Here is a 20,188-nt window from a genome sequence, read left to right as displayed (position 1 = left end):
CACACGAACCATCGGCGGTCAATAACTAATTCACGGTGATTTAATTTTATGGAACTGAGCGTTCGGGCGCGCTAACGTGCCACTCATTGCCCGAGATGCCTGTGAAGCGACTCAAAGGTTGCTGATGCAGGGGGTAGCCAACAAATTACACCCACCCAGGGAGATGACAACATGCTGAAAGGGATAAACCCTTTGCTCGGCCCGGATCTGCTGAAGGTCCTGCGCGCCATGGGGCATGGAGACGAGATCGCCATCGTCGACTCGAACTACCCGGCGGAAACCGATGCCAAGCGCCTGATCCGCATGGACGGAATCGACGCCCCGTCCATCGTCGACGCCATCCTGTCGGTGATGCCGCTGGACGATTTCGTCGAACACAGCGCGTTCCGCCCCGGCATCAAGGGCCAACCCGACCGGATCGAACCGGTGATGACCGATCTGGCCGCCGCCGTCGCCCGCCACGAACCGACGGTGACGCTGGTCCCACTGCACGGCGATGAGTTCTACGCCCGCGTCAAGACCGCGCACGCGATGGTCGCGTCGGGCGAACGGCGGTTGTACGGCAACATCATCCTGCGCAAGGGCGTCGTCCGGCCAGACTGACGCAACCCTTATCAGCCCGCATACCAACGCGAAGAACAACAGGCGCAAATGGATTTTTGCGCCTGTTTCTTGCAACGGTCGATTTCATCGGTAGCATATCCCCATCATCATTCAATTTGATGATCGGCACACCCGGACCGCCGCGACACCGGGGCGCAGGGGGATGCAGGATGGCGACTCACCCACAACCAACCGACCGACAGGCAACCGACCGACAGGCGACCGACGGGCAGGCAACCGGCGGGTCGGATTCGTTTCTCGGCTCGGCCACCTTCCGCGACGAGCAGGAGGTGATCCGGCAGGGCCGCGCCCCGGCGGACGCCGACGCGCCGCTGGTCGGTTTGGCCCTGTCGGGGGGCGGCATCCGCTCCGCCTCCTTCAGCATCGGGGTCATCAAGGCGCTGCACCGGCGGGGCCGACTCGGGGCATTCGATTACCTGTCCACCGTGTCGGGCGGGGGCTACGCCGGGTCGGCGCTGACCTGGCTGATCGGGCTGGGCAAGCTCGACCAATTGGGCGGCTACCTCGCCCGCCTGCGCTCGCACGGGCATTACCTGGATCCCGGTCGCCGCCTGACCATCACCGCGCTGGCGGCGGTGGTGCTGCGCACCGTGCTGGTCAATCTGTTGGTTTATGGTGGCCTGCTGACCGTCGGCCTGTTCGCGCTGGAACGGGTCATGGACCGCCTGCCCGGGGGCAAGGGTCTGACCGGCGCGCTTTGGGGCGCGCTCGCCATCGCGGTGTTCTTCGCCATCGCCGCCTTTGTCTACGCGCTGGCCACCGGCATCACCGCCGACACCGTCGCCAAGCGCCGCTACCATTGGCGGTTGGGCTGGCAGCGCTGGGGCGGGGCGGCGCTGGGCGGGGCCGCCGGGCTGGTCGTGCTGGGGCTGCTGCCCCATCTGCGCGCCGCCGTCGATGTGATGCTGGCCGATTACATCAGCGAGGATTTCGCCGGGGCGGGCCTGGGCGGCCTGTCGGTGGCGCTCAGCGGATTGGCCTCCCTGATCGCCAAGGCCAGCGAATCGTCCAAATCCGGGGAGGCGGCGAACGCCCCGCCCTCCCCCCTCATCGCGCTGCTGGCCCCGGTGGCCGCCGCGCTGGCGGTTCTGGGCGTGCTGCTGGTCGCCTATGACGTCTCGCTGAAGCTGTCCTTCGGCGGGGCGGTGCTTCTGCTGCTGGTCGCCGGGGGCGTCGGCGCGGTCGCCGACCTCAACATGATGTCGCTGCACCGCATGTACCGCGACCGGTTGATGGAAGCCTTCCTGCCCAACAAGGACGCCATCGCCGCCCAGGAATGGACCGCCGCGACGGAGGCCAACGGGGCCATGCTGACCCGTTTCGTCCAGCGCCCGTTCCATCTGCTGAACACCAACGTCATCCTGATCGATTCGCCCAACACCCAGGTGCGCGGGCGCGGCGGCGACAATTATGTGCTGACGCCGATCCATTCGGGGTCGAGCACCACCGGTTGGCACCCGACCAGCGCCATCATGGGGCGCAACGGGCGCGACGGCCTGACGCTGGCCACCGCCGTGGCGATTTCCGGCGCGGCGGTGAACGCCCATGTCGGGCCGGGGGCGCAGCCCAGCATCCTGCGCAACGGCGCGGTGTCGTTCCTGCTGTCGCTGTTCGGCCTGCAACTGGGCTATTGGGTCAGCAACCCCGACAAGCCGGTGCGCAACGGCAATTATCTGGTTCCCGGCTTTCGCGCCTTGACCGGCGGCGGGTTCCACCGCTCCGCCTGGTTCCACATGCTCAGCGACGGCGGGCATTTCGACAACACCGGCGTTTATGAGCTGATCCGGCGGCGGGTGCGCACCATCGTCGCCGTCGATGCGGCGGCCGACCCCGATTACAAATTCTCCGACCTCAGCGCGATGATCGAAAAGGTCCGTGCCGATTTCGGGGCGGAGATCCGCTTTCCCGGCGGCTCACGCGGCACGCTGGCCGAATTGCGGCCCGCTCGTCCTTGCGTGGATTTCCCCAACCTATCGGTGGCCGAACGCGGGTGGATCGAGGGGACCGTCACCTACGCCGACGGCGGCGAGGGGCGCATCTTCTTCCTCAAGCTGACGCTGATCGACGGCCTGCCGACCGACGTCTATGGCTACGCCACCGCCAACCCGCCCTTCCCCAACCAGAGCACCGCCGACCAGTTTTTTGACGAGTTCCAATTGGAAAGCTACGTCACGCTGGGCGACGCCATCGCCGACAGCCTGCCACTGTAACGCACGACGTGGACGCCGGGCGGCTCCGCAGGACACCGCCCGGCCCGCAACGTCACAGAACCAGCCCGATCACCGCCCCAGCAGGCTGAAGACGGAGGCCCCGGATTCCGCCCCGCTGACCGCGTTGCGGAACAGGCCGAACAACTCCCGCCCGCAACCGTGGCTGGAGTCCACGCTGGCGGGCGGCGGCGCGCCCCGGCTGTCCCACTCCGCCGCATCGACCAGCGCGTCGAGCGTCCCGGCCTCGGCGTCCAGGCGCACGAGGTCGCCGTCGCGCAGCTTGCCCAGCGGCCCGCCGTTCTTGACCTCCGGCGTCACATGGATGGCGGCCGGGACCTTGCCCGACGCGCCGGACATCCGCCCATCCGTGACCAGCGCCACCTTGAAGCCCTTGTCCTGCAACACGCCCAGCGGCGGAGTCAGCTTGTGCAACTCCGGCATGCCGTTCGCCGCCGGCCCCTGGTAACGCACGACGACGATCACGTCGCGATCCAGTTCCCCGGCGCGGAAGGCCGCCTGGACGCCCTCCTGGCTGTCGAACACGCGGGCGGGGGCCTCGACGATCCGGTGCTCCGGCTTGACCGCCGACACCTTGATGACGCCGCGCCCGAGATTGCCCGCCAGCACCCGCAACCCGCCTTCCGCCGCGAAGGGGGTGGCGACGGTGGCGACGACGCTGGGGTCGCCGCTCTGGTCGGTGGGCGACGGACGCCAGGACAGCGCGCCGTCCCCGTCCAGTTCCGGCATGGCGCGGTAGGGTTCCAGCCCGCCCTCGCCCCAGACGGTGGCGACGTCAGCGTGCAGCAGCCCGGCGTCGAGCAATTGACCGATGACAAAGGGCATGCCGCCCGCCGCGTGGAAACGGTTCACGTCCGCCGACCCGTTGGGATAGACCCGCGCCAGCAGCGGAACCGCCGCCGACAGGTCGGAGAAATCCTCCCACGTCAGGTGAATGCCCGCCGCCGCCGCGATGGCGGGGATGTGCAGGGTGTGGTTGGTCGATCCGCCGGTCGCCAACAGGCCGATGATGCCGTTGACCACGGCGCGTTCATCGACGATGCGCCCGATCGGCGTGCCGCCGCCCGGCTGGGTCATCGCCACCACCCGGCGGGCGGCGGCGTCGGTCAGGGCCGTGCGCAGCGGGGTGTTGGGGTTGACGAAGCTGGCACCGGGCAGATGCAGCCCCATGATCTCCATCAGCATCTGGTTGGTGTTGGCGGTCCCGTAGAAGGTGCAGGTGCCGGGCGAGTGGTAGGATTGCGATTCGGCTTCCAACAGCTCCTCGCGCCCGACCTTGCCCTGCGCGTAGAGCTGGCGGGCCTTGGCCTTGTCGGCGTTGGACAGGCCCGACGGCATCGGCCCGGCGGGGACGAAGATGGTGGGCAGATGGCCGAAGGACAGCGCGCCGATCATCAGGCCGGGCACGATCTTGTCGCAAATCCCCAGGCACAGCGCGCCGTCAAAGGTGGCGTGCGACAGGGCGACACCGGTGGCCAGCGCGATCACGTCGCGGCTGAACAGCGACAGTTCCATCCCCTCATAGCCCTGGGTCACGCCGTCGCACATGGCCGGAACGCCGCCCGCCACCTGGGCCACGCCGCCCGCCTGCCGCACCACCTCCTTGATCGCCGCCGGGTAGGCTTCGTAGGGCTGATGAGCCGACAGCATGTCGTTGAAGGCGGTGACGATGCCGATGGCGGGCTTGGACGCGCCGCGCAGCCCCTCCTTGTCGCCCGCCGGGCAGGCGGCGAAGGCGTGGGCGAGGTTGGCGCAGCCCAGCTTCTGGCGGCGCGGCGTGGCGGTGGCCGCCTCCAGACGCGCCAGATAGGCGCTGCGGCTGTCGCGGCTGCGCTCGGCGATCCGCTCGGTGACGCGGGCAACAAGGGCGTTCAGGGGCTGGCTCATGCGGTCGGCTCGCGCGCTGAAGGGGGTGGGGATGGTTTCCAGGGCCAACCATACGCCGACTCCGCGCCGCTGTTAAGAAAAAAATTTTCATGAATAGCGCCCATCCGGCGACGCGGCTCGCCTTTGGTGAAAAGCATCGCCATACTGCCCCCTCCTTTCCGCCGGACACTCCCGCCCCGCCATGCCGCACCCGATCAACATCCTGGAAGACATCCGCCGCCTGCGCCCCGATCTGAAACGGTCGGAGGCGCAGGTCGCCGATCTGGTGCTGCAAAACCCGCGCGGCGTGCTGGAACAGAACGTCACGGCGCTGGCCCACAGCGCGGCGGTCAGCGAGGCCACGGTGGTCCGTTTCTGCCGCAGCGTCGGTTGCGCCGGGTTCCCAGATTTCAAACTGCGGCTGGCCGAATGCCAGGCGCGCGGCGGCACCCCCTATGTCAGCCAGGACGTGGCCCCCGACGACAGCGTCGGCACACTCGCACGAAAAATTTTTTCATCAAGCGCCGCCGCCCTGACCGCCGCCGCCGCCGGGCTGGACGAGGTTGCGCTGAACGACGCCATCGCCCGGCTGGCCGACGCGTCGCGCATCCTGTGCGTCGGCATCGGCGCGTCCGGGGCGCTGGCGCAGGACGCCGCCCACAAGCTGCTGCGCTTTGGCGCGAACGCTCAACCCTGCTCCGACCCGATCCTGGCGCGGATGCTGCTGCTCAATCTCGGGGCCGACGGGCTGTTGTTGGCGCTGTCCAACACCGGGCGCAGCGGGGCCGTCAACGATCTGGCCGCCGCCGCGCGGGCGCAGGGCGTGCCGGTGGTCGCCATCACCGCGCCGGAGTCGCCCTTGTCCCGGCTGGCCAGCGTCACCATCGCCAGCCTACCGGTGGAGGACACGGAGATGTACACGCCGATGGCCTCGCGGCTGGTCCATTTGACGCTGATCGATGTGCTGTCCACCGGTGTGGCGCTGCGTCTGGGCGACCCGGCGCGCGAACATCTGGCCAAGGTGAAGGCCACCATCAACGCCAGCCGCACCCCGCCCACCGGTTGAGAGCAACGGCCATCAGCACGCGCGCCCGTGTCGCACTGGACGCGCCCGCCGGTCCGTGCGACAAATCCGCCGACGCAACAATCCGCAAACCCAAACGGTTGCCCACCCCCAACGCCGACCCCAACGGTGGCCATGACCCGGATCCTGATCGCCGACGACCATCCCATGGTGCGCGACGCCCTGCGCAACGCCGTGCTCTATTCCTGCCAGGCCAGCACGGTGGAGGAGGCCGACAGCCTGGACGGGGTGATGGCGGCGCTGGACCGGCTGGACGGTGACGTCGATCTTGTCCTGCTCGACGTCACCATGCCGGGGATGAACGGCTTGAACGGGCTGCGCGCGCTGCGCCAGCGCTTCCCCGCCACCCCCGTCGTGATGGTCTCCGCGCATGAGGAACGGCGGCTGGTGCGCGAGGCGATCGACAGCGGGGCGGTGGGCTTCATTCCCAAATCCACCCCGCGCGACGTCATCGCCGCCGCCCTGCGGCAGGTGTTGAACGGCGACATCTATCTGCCCCCCTTCAGCGAGAGCGAACAGGCGCAGGAGGCCGCCGAGGACGCGGAAACCGCCGACATCGCCCGCCGCATCGCCACCCTGACCGCCCAGCAACTGCGCGTGCTGGAACTGGTGGGAACCGGCAAGCTGAACAAGGAAATCGCCTTCGACCTTGGCATCACCGAAACCACGGTGAAGGCCCATGTTTCGGCGATCCTGCAAAAACTGAAGGTCTACAGCCGCACCCAGGCGGTGGTCATCGCCAACCGGGTGTTGGCCGACAAACGCTGACCCGCCCCGCCCGGATGTGCCGCCCCCTTCAGGCGAAACGCTTGGCCCCGGCCACGCACAGCACCACCAGGGCGGTGACGGCGATCATGCTCCAGGCCACCGGCTCGCCCAGCAGCAGCCCGGCCAGCGCCAGCCCGAAAAAGGGTTGGAGCAACTGCAATTGTCCGACCCGCGCGATGCCGCCCAGCGCCAGGCCGCGATACCAGAAGACGAAGCCGATCATCATGCTGAAGACGGAGACATAGGCCAACCCGGCCCAGGCCGCCCCGTCCACCGCCCCCCACCCGGCGGGCATCGTCGCCAGCGCCAGCGCCGCCATCAGCGGAAAGGCCAGCGCCAGCGCCCAGGAAATCACCTGCCAGCCGCCCAATCGCCGCGACAGCGCCGCCCCTTCGGCATAGCCCAGGCCACAGACGGTGATCGCCAGCAGCATCAGGCCGTCGCCCGCCAGCGTTCCGCCGCCGGATTGGCTGAGGGCGAAACCGGCCACCGACAGGCTGCCCAGCAACGAGAAGGCCCAGAACACCGGCTTGGGCCGCTCGCCGCCGCGCAGCACCCCGAACAGGGCGGTGGCGAGCGGCAGCAGGCCGATGAACACCACCGAATGGGCCGACGTCACATGCTGCAACGCCAGCGCGGTCAGCAACGGAAAGCCGACGACAACGCCCAGCGCCACCACGGCGAGCGACAGGAGGTCGCCGCGCTGCGGGCGGCTTTGCCGCAACAGCGCCAACAGCGCGGCCCCGATCAAGGCGGCGATCACCGCGCGGGCGGAGGTGAGAAACAGCGGCGAGAACCCACCCACCGCCACCCGCGTCGCGGGCAGCGAGCCGCTGAAAATGACCACACCAAACAACCCGCTCCACCACCCATCCATCCGCGCCTGCATCGCACCCTCTCGTCAGAATCCCCGTGATCGGAGGAGGACGCTAGCGCGTTTGCCGCTGGCGCAACCAGGGACAGAGCCATACAATTACGCCGAACTGTGTGGGTTCGGATGTCCATACGGTTGACACGAATGCGGGGAGCGATGGGGCGATGAGCGACACGGCGGACACCCGCACCGGCGCGGTGATGGCGGCGATCCGCCGGAAAATGACCAGCCGCGCCCTGCTGCCGGGGGACAAGCTGCCCTCGATCCGGCGCTTTGCCGAAACCATGGGGGTGTCGCCCTCCACCGTGGTCGAGGCCTATGACCGGCTTGCCGCCGACGGCGTGATCCGCGCCCGTCCGGGATCGGGCTTCTACGTGTCCGGCAGCCTGCCGCCGCTGGCGGTGGCGCAGGTCGGGCCGCGCCTGGACCGCGCGATCGATCCCTTTTGGGTGTCGCGCCAATCGCTGGAGGCCGGGCCGGACATGCTGAAGCCGGGTTGCGGCTGGCTGCCCGCCGATTGGATGCCGCAGGCCGCCATCCGCCGGGCGCTGCGCCGCCTGCCCCACGCCGACGATTCGACCCTGACCGACTACGCCAGCCCGCAAGGGTCGCCCGCGCTGCGCGCGCTGCTCGCCCGCCAATGCGCGCAGGATGGGTTGCCCGTTGGCCCGGATCAGGTGTTGCTGACCGGATCGGGCACGCAGGCGCTGGACCTGATCGGCCGTTTCCTGCTGCGCCCCGGCGACGTGGCGCTGGTGGATGATCCTTGCTACTTCAATTTCCAGGCGCTGTTGCGCGCCCACCAGATCCGCATCGTCAGCGTGCCGATGACATCGGACGGCCCCGACCCGGTCCTGTTCGCCCAGGCGTTGGCCGACCATCGTCCCCGCGTCTACCTGACCAACTCGGCCCTGCACAACCCGACCGGGGCGACGCTGTCGCCGCAAACCGCCCATCGGGTGCTGACCCTGGCGGCGGCCCACGATGTGGTCATCGTCGAGGACGACATTTTCCGTGATTACGAGCCGACGCCCTCGCCCCGGCTGACGGTGCTGGACGGGTTGGAGCGGGTGATCCGCGTCGGCAGCTTTTCCAAGACGCTGTCGGCCTCGTTCCGTTGCGGGTCCATCGTCGCGCGGCGCGATTGGATCGAGGCGCTGACCGATCTGCAAATCGCCACCAATTTCGGCGGCCCCAGCCCGCTGGCGACCGACCTCATCGCCACCGCCCTGAGCGACGGCGGCCACCGCAAGCATCTCGACGGGCTGATCCGCCGCCTGAGCCGCGCCCGCCGCGCGGCGCTCGACCGGTTGGACAGTTTGGGCGTCCAACCCTGGCTGGCCCCGCGTGGCGGCTTTTACCTGTGGTGCCGTCTGCCGGACGGCCGGGACGCGGCGGCGCTGGCCCGCGCGGCCTTGCGGGATTCGGTGATCTTCGCCCCCGGCAACGTGTTCAGCGTGGCGCAGACGGCGGGCGGCTTCATGCGCTTCAACGCCGCCCACATGACCGACCCGCGCGTGTACGAGGTGCTGGCCCGCCTGCTGCGCGCGCCGCCGGAGACGCTCACGCCAGCAGATTGACCGCTGCGCTGGACGCGCCCGTGTCCGTCGGGATCGCCGTTGCGGCGTCCGCTCCGGTGCTGGTGTCCGCCCCAGCGACCGCCCCGCCCAACCCATCTTCGGAATCGGTGGCTGCTCCATCGGCGGCGGTCCCGGTTCCTTCGGCCAGCAGGGACAACGCATCCACCCGGCTGCCGAACGCGGCCTGACGCAGCGCGTTGACCTCCTTCTGCGCGCCGTCGATCATTTTTTCGTCCTGCTTGAAGCCCTCCTTGCGCTCCTTGCGCGCGCGGTCGGACTCCTCAAGCTCGTTGGCCATCCTGGCCTCGGTCAAGGCCCGCTTGGCCACGCGCACCACCGCCTCCACCCGGCGGCCAAAACCGTCGGCCTCCTTGAAGCGGGACATTTTCTGCGCGTTGTCGGTCATCAGGCTTTGCATCGCCGCGTGCGCACCGGCCCGCTGGCCGCTGGGAATCAGCCCATCACGCCCGGACAGGCCGGACAGCATGCCATGGACCAGACGAGACAGCTCCGGCGGCAACCCATCATCCTCGCCCTCACCCGCCGTCGCTGTGGCATCGGAAGAGGTCGCAGCGCCACCGGATAGCGTGGCAGCAGACCGCGCTTCGCTCGCCGGTACTGTAGGGGAGACGATGGGGGCCGGTTGGGACGGGTTGGCAACGTCCGGCGCGGTGGTTTCGCCACCCCCGGTGCCGACCCGCAGCGACAGGGTCAGGGTGGTTTGCTGAAAGGTCAGGGAGGTGACGGTGGTCGTCCGCGTGATCTCCGTGGAGCCAACCGTCACGCCAACGCCCGAAACGCCCATCTTGGCCGCCTCCGCCACCCCGCTGGCGTATTCCTTGGCCGCCCGCCCGGCCTCCCGCGCCAGGGTCGCGGCCTCCCGCGCCAATTGGGCCAGCTTGGCCGGGTCCCCGCGCATGACCCGCATCATACGCTTCAAATCTTCGATCTTGCGTTCGACCTGCTCCAGCTTCTGTTCAGCCGCCGCCTTTGGCCCGCCGATGCGTCGCGCCTCCTCCAACGAGGACTGGGCGGTGGCGTGGTCGCGCTGCTGCTTGGGCGTCAGTTGAAACGAACGCGCGGCCTGAGCCGCCTTGTCGGCCAATTGGCCCAGCGCGTCTTTCGCGACGATGTCCTTTTCCCAGGGTTTTTTGGCCTGCTGCATGCGGAACATGCCGCTTTGCGCATCCGAGAGAACGCTGAAGACGCCGCCCATGCCCGCCCCCCGATCAAAAGCACCCCGATCATGGACGGAAAAGTTTAAGAGATCACCAACAACGCTGAACCTTTGCGTGCGCCCGCCATGTGCGGGCCGTGGTGCGGCATCCGGTCGCAGCCCTTGCCGCGCCTGGGCGCTGCCCGATGTTTTCGACACTGACGGCGCGTGCATGGCTGGTTTGTATAACCAAGCGGAGCCGGAGGAGATTACGGGCCGTGGTTTTCCTTGACAATCCGACCGACTCCCCGCCTTATTCGGACTGTTTTTGTCCTGTATCCGATCACCCCGCCGGGGCATCACGACACAGGGCACGGACAGACACCGCCGTCGCAACCACCGCGTTCTGCAACCAGGGTCCCGCCGCCATGATCCGGCTGAGCAAGCTGACCGATTACGCCATCGTCGTGTTGAGCGAGATGGCCCGCCATGTCGGCGCGGTTCACACCGTCGCCCATCTGGCCGATCGCACCGGCGTGCCCGCCCCCACGGTGGCCAAGCTGATGAAGGCGCTGACCCCCGCCGGGTTGACGCTGTCGCAGCGCGGCGCGACGGGTGGTTATGCCCTGAGCCGCCCGGCCAACGCAATCTCCATCGCGGAGATCATCACCGCGCTGGATGGCCCGATCGCGCTGACCGCCTGCGTGGACGGGGCCGACAGCCAATGCGGGGTTGAACGGCTCTGCCCGATGCGCGGCGGCTGGGAAAAGGTTAATTCCGCCATCCGTGGCGCGCTGGAACAGGTGACGTTGGCCGACATGATGGTCCCGGTTCTGTTCCCGCCCCCCGCCACCCCGTCCGTTGCGGCCCCCGCCCCGCAACCGGCGCTTGAAACGCTTTCTTGAAGAAGGACGAGGCACGCCATGGCCGCCCAACCGGAAACCATCGATCAGGTCCGCGCCGTTACGGAGCAGAAGTATAAGTACGGCTTCACGACCGACATCGAATCCGACGTTGCGCCCAAGGGGCTGAACGAAGACATCGTCCGCTTCATTTCCGCCAAGAAAAACGAACCGGAATGGCTGCTGGAATGGCGTTTGCGCGCCTACCGCGTCTGGCTGACGATGGAAGAGCCGGAATGGGCCGCCGTGCAGTTCCCGCCCATCGATTACCAGGACGCGCATTACTACGCCGCGCCCAAGCAGAAGGTCCGCCCGAAGTCGCTGGACGAGGTCGATCCCGAATTGCTGGCGACCTACGCCAAGCTCGGCATCCCCCTGCGCGAACAGGAAATCCTGGCGGGCGTCGAAGGATCGGAAAACAAAAGCCCGGCCATCGCGGTGGACGCAGTGTTCGACAGCGTGTCGGTCGCCACCACCTTCAAGGCCAAGCTGGAGGAGATGGGAATCATCTTCTGCGCCATTTCCGAGGCGGTGCAGAAGCATCCCGATCTGGTGAAGAAGTATCTGGGATCGGTCGTTCCCTACACCGACAATTATTACGCGACGCTGAATTGCGCGGTCTTCACCGACGGCAGCTTCGTCTACATCCCCAAGGGCGTGCGCTGCCCGATGGAGCTGTCGACCTATTTCCGCATCAACCAGGCCAACACCGGCCAGTTTGAACGCACCCTCATCATCGCCGACGAGGGATCCTACGTCAGCTATCTGGAAGGCTGCACCGCCCCGCAGCGCGACGAGAACCAGCTGCACGCCGCCGTTGTCGAGCTGGTGGCGCTGGACAACGCGACGATCAAATACTCGACCGTGCAGAACTGGTATCCCGGCAACGCCGAGGGGGTCGGCGGCATCTACAATTTCGTGACCAAGCGCGGAGCCTGCCGGGGCAAGAACTCCAAGATCTCCTGGACCCAGGTGGAAACCGGGTCGGCGATCACCTGGAAATACCCGAGCTGCATCCTGCAGGGCGACAATTCGGTGGGCGAATTCTACTCGGTCGCCATCACCAACAACCGCCAGCAGGCCGACACCGGCACCAAGATGATCCACATCGGCAAGAACACCCGCAGCACCATCGTGTCGAAGGGCATTTCGGCGGGCAAGGCGCAGCAGACCTATCGCGGTCTGGTCAAGATCCTGCCCAAGGCCGAGGGTGCTCGCAACCACACCCAGTGCGACAGCCTGCTGATCGGCGACCAATGCGGGGCGCACACCGTGCCCTACATCGAAAGCCGCAACCGCTCCGCCCGCATCGAGCATGAGGCGACGACGGCTAAGATCAGCGACGACCAGCTTTTCTACTGCCGCCAGCGCGGCATTTCCGAAGAGGACGCGGTGTCGCTGATCGTCAACGGCTTCTGCAAGGAGGTCCTGAAGGAACTCCCCATGGAATTCGCGGTGGAAGCGCAAAAGCTGGTTGGCATCAGCCTGGAAGGCAGCGTCGGGTAAACGGGGCGTCCCCCAAAAGAGGCAAGGCGGTCGCACCCCGGCAAGCGTGGCGGCGGCGTGAGAACAAGGACAGAGCACACCATGATCGAAATCAAGAACCTGCACGCCAAGGTCGATGGCAAGGACATCCTGAAGGGCGTCGATCTCACGATCCGCCCCGGTGAGGTTCACGCCATCATGGGGCCGAACGGGGCCGGCAAAAGCACCCTGTCCTATGTGCTGGCCGGGCGCGACGGGTATGAGGTGACGGACGGCTCCGTCACCTATTACGGCAAGGATCTGCTGGCGATGGAGCCGGAGGAGCGCGCCGCCGAGGGCGTGTTCCTGGCCTTTCAATACCCGGTGGAAATCCCCGGCGTAGCCAACACCACCTTCCTGAAGACCGCGATCAACGCCACCCGCAAGCATCGCGGCGAAAAGGAACTGGACGCGATGCAGTTCCTGAAGCTGCTGCGCGAAAAGACCAAGGCGCTGGGCATGTCGGACGAGATGCTGAAGCGCGCGGTCAATGTCGGCTTTTCCGGTGGAGAGAAGAAGCGGAACGAGACGCTGCAAATGGCGGTTCTGGAACCGAAATTCGCCATCCTCGACGAAACCGACAGCGGCCTGGACATCGACGCGCTGAAGATCGTGGCCGAGGGCGTCAACGCCCTGCGGTCGCCGGAGCGCTCCATGCTGGTCATCACCCACTACCAGCGCCTGTTGGACTACATCGTGCCCGATTACGTCCATGTGCTGGCGGCGGGCCGTGTCGTGAAGTCCGGCGGCAAGGATCTGGCGCTGGAGCTGGAAAAGAACGGCTACCGTGATTTCGGCGTGGACGAGGCGGCCTGATGACGACCTCCCTCTACTCCACACGCGGGGCCGATCCGACCACCGCCCCCGCCTTCCTCGCCCCGCTGGAGGGCCGGGACGCCGCTATTCTGCCGGTGGTCGCCGATCTGCGCGCCCGTGGCCGCGCCCGCTTCGCGGCGGTCGGCCTGCCGACGGTGAAGAACGAGGCCTGGCGCTACACCAACCTGCGCGAACTGGCCAAGCAGAGCATCGCCCCGGCCGGGGACAGCGCCGCCACCCCGGTGGATCGCCTGCCGACCGTCCGCAGCGCCGGGGCCGGTCCGCGTCTGGTCTTCGTCGATGGCCGGTTCCGCGCCGATCTGTCGACCCTTCAGGGCCTGCCCACCGGGGTGTTGCTGACCGATTTCGCCAGCGCCTGCCGCGATCACGGCGATCTCGTCGCCGCCCATCTGGGCCGTCTGGCCAGCGCCGACGACCGTCCGCTGGTGGCGCTGAACAGCGCTGACCTGACCGACGGCGTGGTGCTGCGCGTCGGGGCCGGGGTTGCGGTCGCCGAGCCGATCGAGCTGGTCTACGTCACCGTCGGGCGGGAGGGCGTCACCGCGTCCAGCCACCCGCGCGCCCTGATCCTGCTGGAAACCGGCGCGCGCGCCGTGCTGGTCGAACACCACATCAGCCAGGGCGGGGCGGCGGTGCTGTCCAACCACGTCGCCGAAATCACCATCGGCGAAGGGGCCACCCTGCACCATTGCAAGGTCCAGCGCGAGAACGACGCCAGCTTCCACCTGTCGCACATCGCGGCCAGCGTGGCGACGGGCGGCGTTTACGACAACTTCATCCTGACCCTCGGCGCGCGGCTGTCGCGCAACGAGGTGGTCAGCGCGCTGGACGGGCGCGACGCCCGCACCCATGTCAGCGGCGGCTACATGGTGCGCGGCCACCAGCACGCCGACATCTCCACCGTCATCGACCACGCCCAGCCGAACGGGACCAGCCGCGAGGTCTACAAGGGCGTGATCGACGACCACGCGCGCGCCGCCTTCCAGGGCAAGATCATCGTCCGACCGCAAGCCCAGAAGACCGACGGCCACCAGTTGAACCGCGCCCTGCTGCTGTCCGACAACGCCGAGATCGACGCCAAGCCGGAGCTGCAAATCTTCGCCGACGATGTGAAGTGCAGCCACGGTTGCACGGCGGGCGAGCTGGACGACAATGCGCTGTTCTATCTGCGCGCCCGTGGCATCGACAAGGAGACGGCGCGCGGCCTGCTGATCGGCGCGTTCCTGGCCGATGTGCTGGACGAAATCGCTGAAGCCCCGATCCGCGACGCCTTCCAGGATTATGTCGCCGGGTGGCTGGAGGAGCAACGCTGATGCCCGACGCCGACGCCATCCTGTCCCCAGCGTTTGACGTTCTGCGGGTCCGTGAGGATTTCCCGATCCTCTCCCGCAGCGTCCACGCCAGGAAGGGAAAGCCCGGAAAGCCGCTGGTCTATCTCGACAGCGGGGCCTCCGCCCAGAAGCCGCGTCAGGTCATCCAGGCGATGACCCGCTTTCTGGAGGAGGATTACTCCAACATTCATCGCGGCGTGCATTTCCTGTCGCAAACCGCGACCGACCAGTTCGAGGCGGTGCGGATCAAGGTGGCGCGCTTCATCAACGCCCCCAGCGACCGTTGCGTCGTCTTCACCCGCAGCTCGACCGAGGCGATCAACCTTGTGGCGGCCAGCTATGGCCGGACCTTCCTGAACGAAGGCGACGAGGTGATCCTGTCGATCATGGAGCATCACGCGAACATCGTTCCGTGGCAGCTCCTTCAGGCGGAAAAGAAGATCGTCATCAAGGTCGTGCCCTGCGACGACGACGGCGTGCTCGACCTCGACGCCTATCGGGATCTGCTGTCCGACCGCACCAAGCTGGTGGCGATCACCCACTGCTCCAACGTGCTCGGCACCGTCACCCCGGCCAAGACCATCGCGGCGCTGGCGCACGAACGCGGCGTGCCGGTGCTGTTCGACGGCAGCCAGGCGGTGGTTCACGGCCCGGTGGACGTGCAGGACATCGACGCCGATTTCTACGTCTTCACCGCCCACAAGCTCTATGGCCCGACCGGGTTGGGCGTGCTGTACGGCAAGTATGATCTGCTCAAGCGCATGCCGCCCTACCAGGGCGGCGGCGACATGATCGAATCCGTCAGCTTTGCCGGAACCACCTTCAAGCCGCCGCCCTCGCGGTTCGAGGCGGGAACCCCGCCGATCACCGAGGTGATCGGGCTGGGGGCCGCCATCGACTACATCGAATCGCTGGGGCGCGAGGCCATCGCCGCGCACGAACATGATCTGCTGCAATACGCCACGCAGCAGCTTTCGCAAGTGTCGGGCCTGCGCATCATCGGCACCGCGCCGGGCAAGGGGCCGATCATCTCCTTCGCGCTGGACGGCGTGCACCCGCACGATGTCGGGACCATCGTCGATCAGTATGGCGTGGCGGTGCGGGTCGGTCGTCATTGCGCCGAACCGCTGGCCGAGCGTTTCGAGGTCGGCCCGACGGTGCGCGCCTCCTTCGGCCTGTACAACACCCGTGCGGAGGCCGACGCGCTCGTCGAATCGCTCCTCGCGGTCAAGGAGTTCTTCGGAGCATGATGGACGATCTGCGCGAGCTGTATCAGGAAGTCATCCTGGACCACGGCAAGAATCCCCGCAACTTCCGCCATCCCGATGACTCCAACCGTCAGGCCAAGGGCGAGAACCCGATGTGCGGCGACCGTTTCATGGTCTATCTGACCCTGAAAGACGGCGTGATCGAGGATGTGGCCTTCCAGGGGCGCGGCTGCGCCATCTCCACTGCCAGCGCGTCGATGATGACGGAGCTGGTGCGCGGCAAGACGGCGGCGGAGGCCGAAACCCTGTTCGCCACCTTCCACGATCTGTGCACCAAGGACGACGACGAGCAGGGCGACCACGGCCCGGTGGACGAGGACAGCCGGGAAAAGCTGATGGTCATGTCCGGCGTCCGTCAGTTCCCGGTGCGGGTCAAATGCGCCACGCTCGCGTGGCACGCCATGAACGCGGCCCTGCACGGTCAGGATTCCGCCTCCAGCGACCAGTTTTGAGACGGTGAGTGACATGCCCGACGACACCCTGCCCCGCCAGCTCGAAACCACCGGCGAAACCCAACTGGACACGCGCGGCGACGACCCGCGCGAGGCGCTGATGGATCAGGTCGTGGCCGCGATCAAGACCTGCTACGACCCGGAAATCCCGGTGGACATCTGGGAACTCGGCCTCATCTACCGCGTCGAGATGGACGGCGACCGCAACGTCGAAATCGACATGACGCTGACCAGCCCGATGTGCCCGGTGGCGGGCGAACTGCCCGAACAGGTCCGCCAGGCAGTCAAGGGCGTCGAGGATGTGAACGAGGCCAAGATCGAACTGGTGTGGGAACCGCCCTGGCACCAGGGGATGATGTCCGAGGTCGCGCGCCTGCAACTGGACATGTTCTGAGCCACCACCCACGTCACTGTTGTGCGTTTCGTTTCATCAGGGGGAGACACCGCCATGGCCCGCCCGCTTCCCAAGGCGATCACCATCACCGACAGCGCCGCCGAGCGCGTGAAGGCGCTGATGTCCAAGGCAACCGGCGACGTCATCGGCCTGCGCATCGGGGTCAAGGCGCGCGGCTGCTCCGGCCTCAGCTATGACGTCCAATACGCCAAGGAACGCCTGAAGTTCGACGAGGTGGTGGAGGACAAGGGCGTCACCATCATGATCGATCCCGCCGCCGTGATGTTCCTGATCGGCAGCGAGATGGATTACGTGGACGACAAGTTCCAGACCGGCTTCGTCTTCAAGAACCCCAACGAGAAGGGTCGCTGCGGCTGCGGCGAAAGCTTTCACGTTTGAGTTGGGGCTGGGCGGGGTTGCCGCGCTTGCGGCACACCCGGCCCAGACTCCACCCGCTCAAACCGTGCCAAACCGCTTGGACAGCCGTTCAATCGCCGTGTCCAGGATCTCGTTCTTCTTGGAAAAGCAGAAGCGCACGCAGGTTGTCGGCGCGTTTTCCACGAAAAAGGCGCTGACCGGGATCGCCGTGACGCCAGCCTCCGCCGTCAGCCAGCGGCAGAACGCCTGATCGTCGCCGTCGAAGCCAAAGCGCCCGATGTCGGCCACCACGAAATAGGTCCCGGCCGACGGCTGCACCTCGAACCCGACCGCCGTCAGCCCCGCCGCCAGCCGGTCCCGTTTGGCCTGAAGCCCGCCCGCCAGATCGGCGAAATAAGCGTCGTCCTTGTTCAGACCAAAGGCCACCGCCGTTTGCAGATTGGGCGGGGTGGTGAAGGTCAGGAACTGGTGGGCCTTGGCCACCGGCTGCAACAGATGCGGGGCCGCCGTGACATAGCCGACCTTCCAGCCGGTCAGCGAAAAGGTCTTGCCCGCCGAACCGATCTTCAGGCAGCGGTCGCGCATTCCCGGCAGCGTCATCAGTGGAATGTGGCGGCGGCCATCGAACACCAGATGCTCATAGACCTCGTCGCACACCGCCAGCGTGTCGAAACGCTGGACGAACTCGGCGATCAGTTCCAACTCGGGCCGCGAAAACACCTTGGCCGCCGGGTTCAACGGGTCGTTGATCAGCACCAGCTTGGTGCGCGGCGAAAAGGCCGCCTCCAGATCGGCGCGGGTGAAGCTCCAATCCGGGGCCTTCAGCGAGACAAAGCGCGGCACCCCGCCCGCCAGCCGGACAATCGGCAGATAGCTGTCATACATGGGCTGGAACAGCACCACCTCGTCGCCGGGGTTGATGAGGCCCAGCAAGCAGGCGGTCAACGCCTCGGTCGCGCCGGACGTGACCATCGTCTCGGTCTTCCAATCCACCTCCAGGTCGTAAAACCGCTTGGCGTGGTTGGCGAGCGCCTGGCGCAGATCGGGGGTTCCCATCATCGACGGGTATTGGTTCCAGCCGGTCAGCAGGGCGTTGGCCGCCACGTCCAACACATCGGCGGGGCCGCGTTCGTCCGGGAAGCCCTGACCAAGATTGATCGCGCCATGCTCGTCCGCCAACCGGGACATCACTTCGAAAATCGTCGTCCCGTAGCCCGACAGGATTGCGTTGCCCGCCTTCACCGATGCCTCCAAACCGCAATGGAGCGGCAAAGATGGGGGCAGCGGCGGGCGGATGTCCAGCGCTGCCTTGGTCAACCCATCATGCGCCCGACCGCTTCTGGCGGCGGGCACGGAAGCGGGCGCGCAACCGTTCGATCGGTCCCAAAATCCGGGGGTATCGCCGGGTCATCCGCACGTAGAATTTCCGGGCCACCGCCGAATGGCGCAGCACCAGCACGCCGCCGATCAGCATCACCGGCAACCCACCCGGTCCAGGCAAGGGCGCGATCAACACGCCCGCCAGAAGGAGCACGCTCCCCAGGGCAATCATCGTCCCCTGCCGCAACCGGGTCCAGGAAAGCCCCGCACCATAAGATGGCCTGTCGTCCGTCACAATCCCCAACGCCTCACGCCGTCAACACTGCCCCGCATATGGGGAGGATTGGTGGACGGAAAAGAGGCCGCGCGGTTGGGGCACGGGATTCCCGTGTTGCAGCGCCGCGATTTGGGTTGCCATGTAGATTGGATTTAACGCTAAATTCAGGTTAGCTTCGCCCTACTCATTGCATTCTCTTTCGCAGGCACGGCCGGGATCCCATGCGTTCGCTCACGAATTTCGCGCCGTCCACCTTCGAAGAACGCGGTGCCGCCGTGGCCTTCACCACCCCTGTTCTGGCACAAACCCGTGTGCGCAAGGACAGTCGCGAACAGTTGGAGGTCCTGATCCCCAACCTGTCGGAAGGGCGCGGCATCTATGTGGTCCCGTGGAAGTCGCTGCCGCTGGCCTTTCCAATGACCGCACACGACCGGATGCTGCACGATCTGATCGCCAAGGGGGAAGGCTGCTCGCCCGATGACATCCGCAAGGCCGTGCTGTCCGCCGCCCGTTGCGGGCTGGCTGGTCCCCACGCCGTGGAAGCCGCCGAAGCCGCCTTGGGAGACGACGAGGAGCAACGGCTTCTCATCAACTACCAGTTGATTGTCGAGGCCCTGAAATCCGCTGGTCTGGAATCCACCGACATTCTGCGCGCCGGTCTGGCCTCCGCCGAAGGGCAGAAGTTGACGCGCGACCTGATGTCCAAGGCGGCGAGCAAGCTGGGCATGGATCCGCCTGAACTCTACGCCCGCATCGCCGAATTGGCGGGTTACATGGAATCGATCGGCCTGTCCACCTCGCCCAAACCGGCCCGCTTGCGCCGTCTGATGCGCGACCTCAACGGGTTTCGCGACAGCATGACCGAATGGGCGACCGACAACGTGTCCGAAGCCGCCCCCATTGGCGGTTTTTGTGCCGAGGTGGCGGAACACACCGTCAACCACGCCCGCAACGTGATGACCCAACTCGACCAATCGGTCGCGTCCTTTGAAATCCTGCTGCGGCAATGGGATGTGAAACGGGGTGTCGTGCGCAAGGCGACCACACGTTTGTCGTGGTTGCTGGATGGGTGGGAATATCTGATTGTTCTGTGGTCCGACGCCATGACCCGCAGCCGTCACGAGCAGGACATGGCGGTGAACGAGATCTTCCGCGTCATCCCGTTGTTGCCACGGGATGAGGCGCGCGCCGATCTGGCCCTGGCGGCGGAAAAGCTGCAGTCGAACAACCGGCGCTCGGTTCGCGCCTATGTCGATTGGCGCAGCGGGCAGTTGGACGTCGATCTGGTGATGCGGATTGAAACGATCAAGGGAAGGGCGGCCTAG

The 20,188-nt window shown here is 66.9% G+C and carries 19 protein-coding genes; 14 read left to right on the top strand and 5 right to left on the bottom strand.

Annotated features, from left to right (window positions below):
- Positions 1-171: 171 nt before the first annotated feature.
- Both EJ903_RS12075 and EJ903_RS26990 read left to right on the top strand, forming a co-directional pair.
- Positions 172-603, top strand: coding sequence for an RbsD/FucU family protein (locus EJ903_RS12075; protein WP_126615474.1), 432 nt, complete (start codon positions 172-174; stop codon positions 601-603).
- Between the two features lie 170 nt (positions 604-773).
- Positions 774-2,834, top strand: coding sequence for a patatin-like phospholipase domain-containing protein (locus EJ903_RS26990; protein ID WP_158627926.1), 2,061 nt, complete (start codon positions 774-776; stop codon positions 2,832-2,834).
- Between the two features lie 69 nt (positions 2,835-2,903).
- On the opposite strand, the gene edd is transcribed toward EJ903_RS26990, so the two are convergent.
- A complete protein-coding gene (gene edd / locus EJ903_RS12065) occupies positions 2,904-4,739 on the bottom strand; it encodes a phosphogluconate dehydratase (RefSeq protein WP_126615472.1) in 1,836 nt (611 codons plus the stop codon).
- A 181-nt stretch (positions 4,740-4,920) separates the two neighbouring features.
- Here edd and EJ903_RS12060 point away from each other — a divergent pair, with 181 nt between their 5' ends.
- Together EJ903_RS12060 and EJ903_RS12055 are read left to right on the top strand one after the other, a co-directional pair.
- Positions 4,921-5,784, top strand: a complete 864-nt coding sequence (locus tag EJ903_RS12060) for an SIS domain-containing protein (RefSeq protein ID WP_126615470.1) — start codon at positions 4,921-4,923, stop codon at positions 5,782-5,784.
- A gap of 132 nt (positions 5,785-5,916) precedes the next feature.
- Positions 5,917-6,570, top strand: coding sequence for a response regulator transcription factor (locus tag EJ903_RS12055; protein WP_126615468.1), 654 nt, complete (start codon positions 5,917-5,919; stop codon positions 6,568-6,570).
- A gap of 28 nt (positions 6,571-6,598) precedes the next feature.
- Here the strand turns inward: EJ903_RS12055 and EJ903_RS12050 are convergent, their stop codons facing one another.
- Complete coding sequence (locus tag EJ903_RS12050) at positions 6,599-7,459, bottom strand: DMT family transporter (RefSeq protein ID WP_126615466.1); 861 nt, start codon at positions 7,457-7,459, stop codon at positions 6,599-6,601.
- 149 nt (positions 7,460-7,608) lie between these two features.
- On the opposite strand from EJ903_RS12050, the gene EJ903_RS12045 reads away from it, so the two are divergent.
- Positions 7,609-9,024, top strand: coding sequence for an aminotransferase-like domain-containing protein (locus EJ903_RS12045; RefSeq protein WP_126615464.1), 1,416 nt, complete (start codon positions 7,609-7,611; stop codon positions 9,022-9,024).
- Here EJ903_RS12045 and EJ903_RS27340 read toward each other — a convergent pair.
- Entirely contained in the window at positions 9,008-10,198 is a 1,191-nt protein-coding gene (locus EJ903_RS27340; protein ID WP_210211433.1) for a hypothetical protein, read from the bottom strand. The genes EJ903_RS12045 and EJ903_RS27340 overlap by 17 nt on opposite strands.
- 410 nt (positions 10,199-10,608) lie before the next feature.
- Here EJ903_RS27340 and EJ903_RS12035 point away from each other — a divergent pair, with 410 nt between their 5' ends.
- From EJ903_RS12035 to EJ903_RS12000, 8 genes are all read left to right on the top strand, one after another.
- Positions 10,609-11,085, top strand: a complete 477-nt coding sequence (locus tag EJ903_RS12035; RefSeq protein WP_126615462.1) for an SUF system Fe-S cluster assembly regulator — start codon at positions 10,609-10,611, stop codon at positions 11,083-11,085.
- Positions 11,086-11,103: 18 nt separating this feature from the next.
- On the top strand, positions 11,104-12,588 hold the full coding sequence (gene sufB / locus EJ903_RS12030; RefSeq protein WP_126615460.1) for a Fe-S cluster assembly protein SufB: 1,485 nt from the start codon (positions 11,104-11,106) through the stop codon (positions 12,586-12,588).
- Between the two features lie 81 nt (positions 12,589-12,669).
- Positions 12,670-13,422, top strand: coding sequence for a Fe-S cluster assembly ATPase SufC (sufC, locus tag EJ903_RS12025; protein ID WP_126615458.1), 753 nt, complete (start codon positions 12,670-12,672; stop codon positions 13,420-13,422).
- The gene (gene sufD, locus EJ903_RS12020) at positions 13,422-14,756 is read left to right on the top strand and encodes a Fe-S cluster assembly protein SufD (RefSeq protein WP_126615456.1); all 1,335 of its coding nucleotides are present in this window, start codon (positions 13,422-13,424) and stop codon (positions 14,754-14,756) included. Before sufC ends, sufD begins: the two co-directional genes overlap by 1 nt.
- Complete coding sequence (locus EJ903_RS12015) at positions 14,756-16,024, top strand: cysteine desulfurase (RefSeq protein ID WP_126615454.1); 1,269 nt, start codon at positions 14,756-14,758, stop codon at positions 16,022-16,024. The genes sufD and EJ903_RS12015 overlap by 1 nt, the downstream gene beginning before the upstream one ends.
- Positions 16,021-16,494 carry a Fe-S cluster assembly sulfur transfer protein SufU gene (gene sufU, locus EJ903_RS12010; protein ID WP_126615452.1) on the top strand — a complete coding sequence of 158 codons (474 nt, stop codon included), beginning with the start codon at positions 16,021-16,023 and terminating at the stop codon, positions 16,492-16,494. Before EJ903_RS12015 ends, sufU begins: the two co-directional genes overlap by 4 nt.
- Before the next feature lie 13 nt (positions 16,495-16,507).
- A complete protein-coding gene (locus tag EJ903_RS12005; protein WP_126615450.1) occupies positions 16,508-16,888 on the top strand; it encodes a DUF59 domain-containing protein in 381 nt (126 codons plus the stop codon).
- A 54-nt stretch (positions 16,889-16,942) separates the two neighbouring features.
- Positions 16,943-17,287, top strand: a complete 345-nt coding sequence (locus EJ903_RS12000) for a HesB/IscA family protein (RefSeq protein WP_126615448.1) — start codon at positions 16,943-16,945, stop codon at positions 17,285-17,287.
- A gap of 57 nt (positions 17,288-17,344) precedes the next feature.
- Here EJ903_RS12000 and EJ903_RS11995 read toward each other — a convergent pair whose 3' ends face one another.
- Both EJ903_RS11995 and EJ903_RS11990 read right to left on the bottom strand, forming a co-directional pair.
- Entirely contained in the window at positions 17,345-18,508 is a 1,164-nt protein-coding gene (locus EJ903_RS11995) for an aminotransferase (RefSeq protein ID WP_126615523.1), read from the bottom strand.
- Between the two features lie 79 nt (positions 18,509-18,587).
- The gene (locus EJ903_RS11990) at positions 18,588-18,818 is read right to left on the bottom strand and encodes a hypothetical protein (RefSeq protein ID WP_126615446.1); all 231 of its coding nucleotides are present in this window, start codon (positions 18,816-18,818) and stop codon (positions 18,588-18,590) included.
- Between the two features lie 266 nt (positions 18,819-19,084).
- Between EJ903_RS11990 and EJ903_RS11985 the strand changes: the two genes are divergently transcribed.
- A complete protein-coding gene (locus EJ903_RS11985; protein ID WP_126615444.1) occupies positions 19,085-20,188 on the top strand; it encodes a hypothetical protein in 1,104 nt (367 codons plus the stop codon).

The organism is Azospirillum griseum, assembly GCF_003966125.1.
GTDB classification, from domain to species: Bacteria; Pseudomonadota; Alphaproteobacteria; order Azospirillales; family Azospirillaceae; genus Azospirillum; species Azospirillum griseum.
The sequence above is the reverse complement of the archived record's forward strand: the minus strand, read 5'-3'. Positions and strand labels throughout refer to the sequence as shown.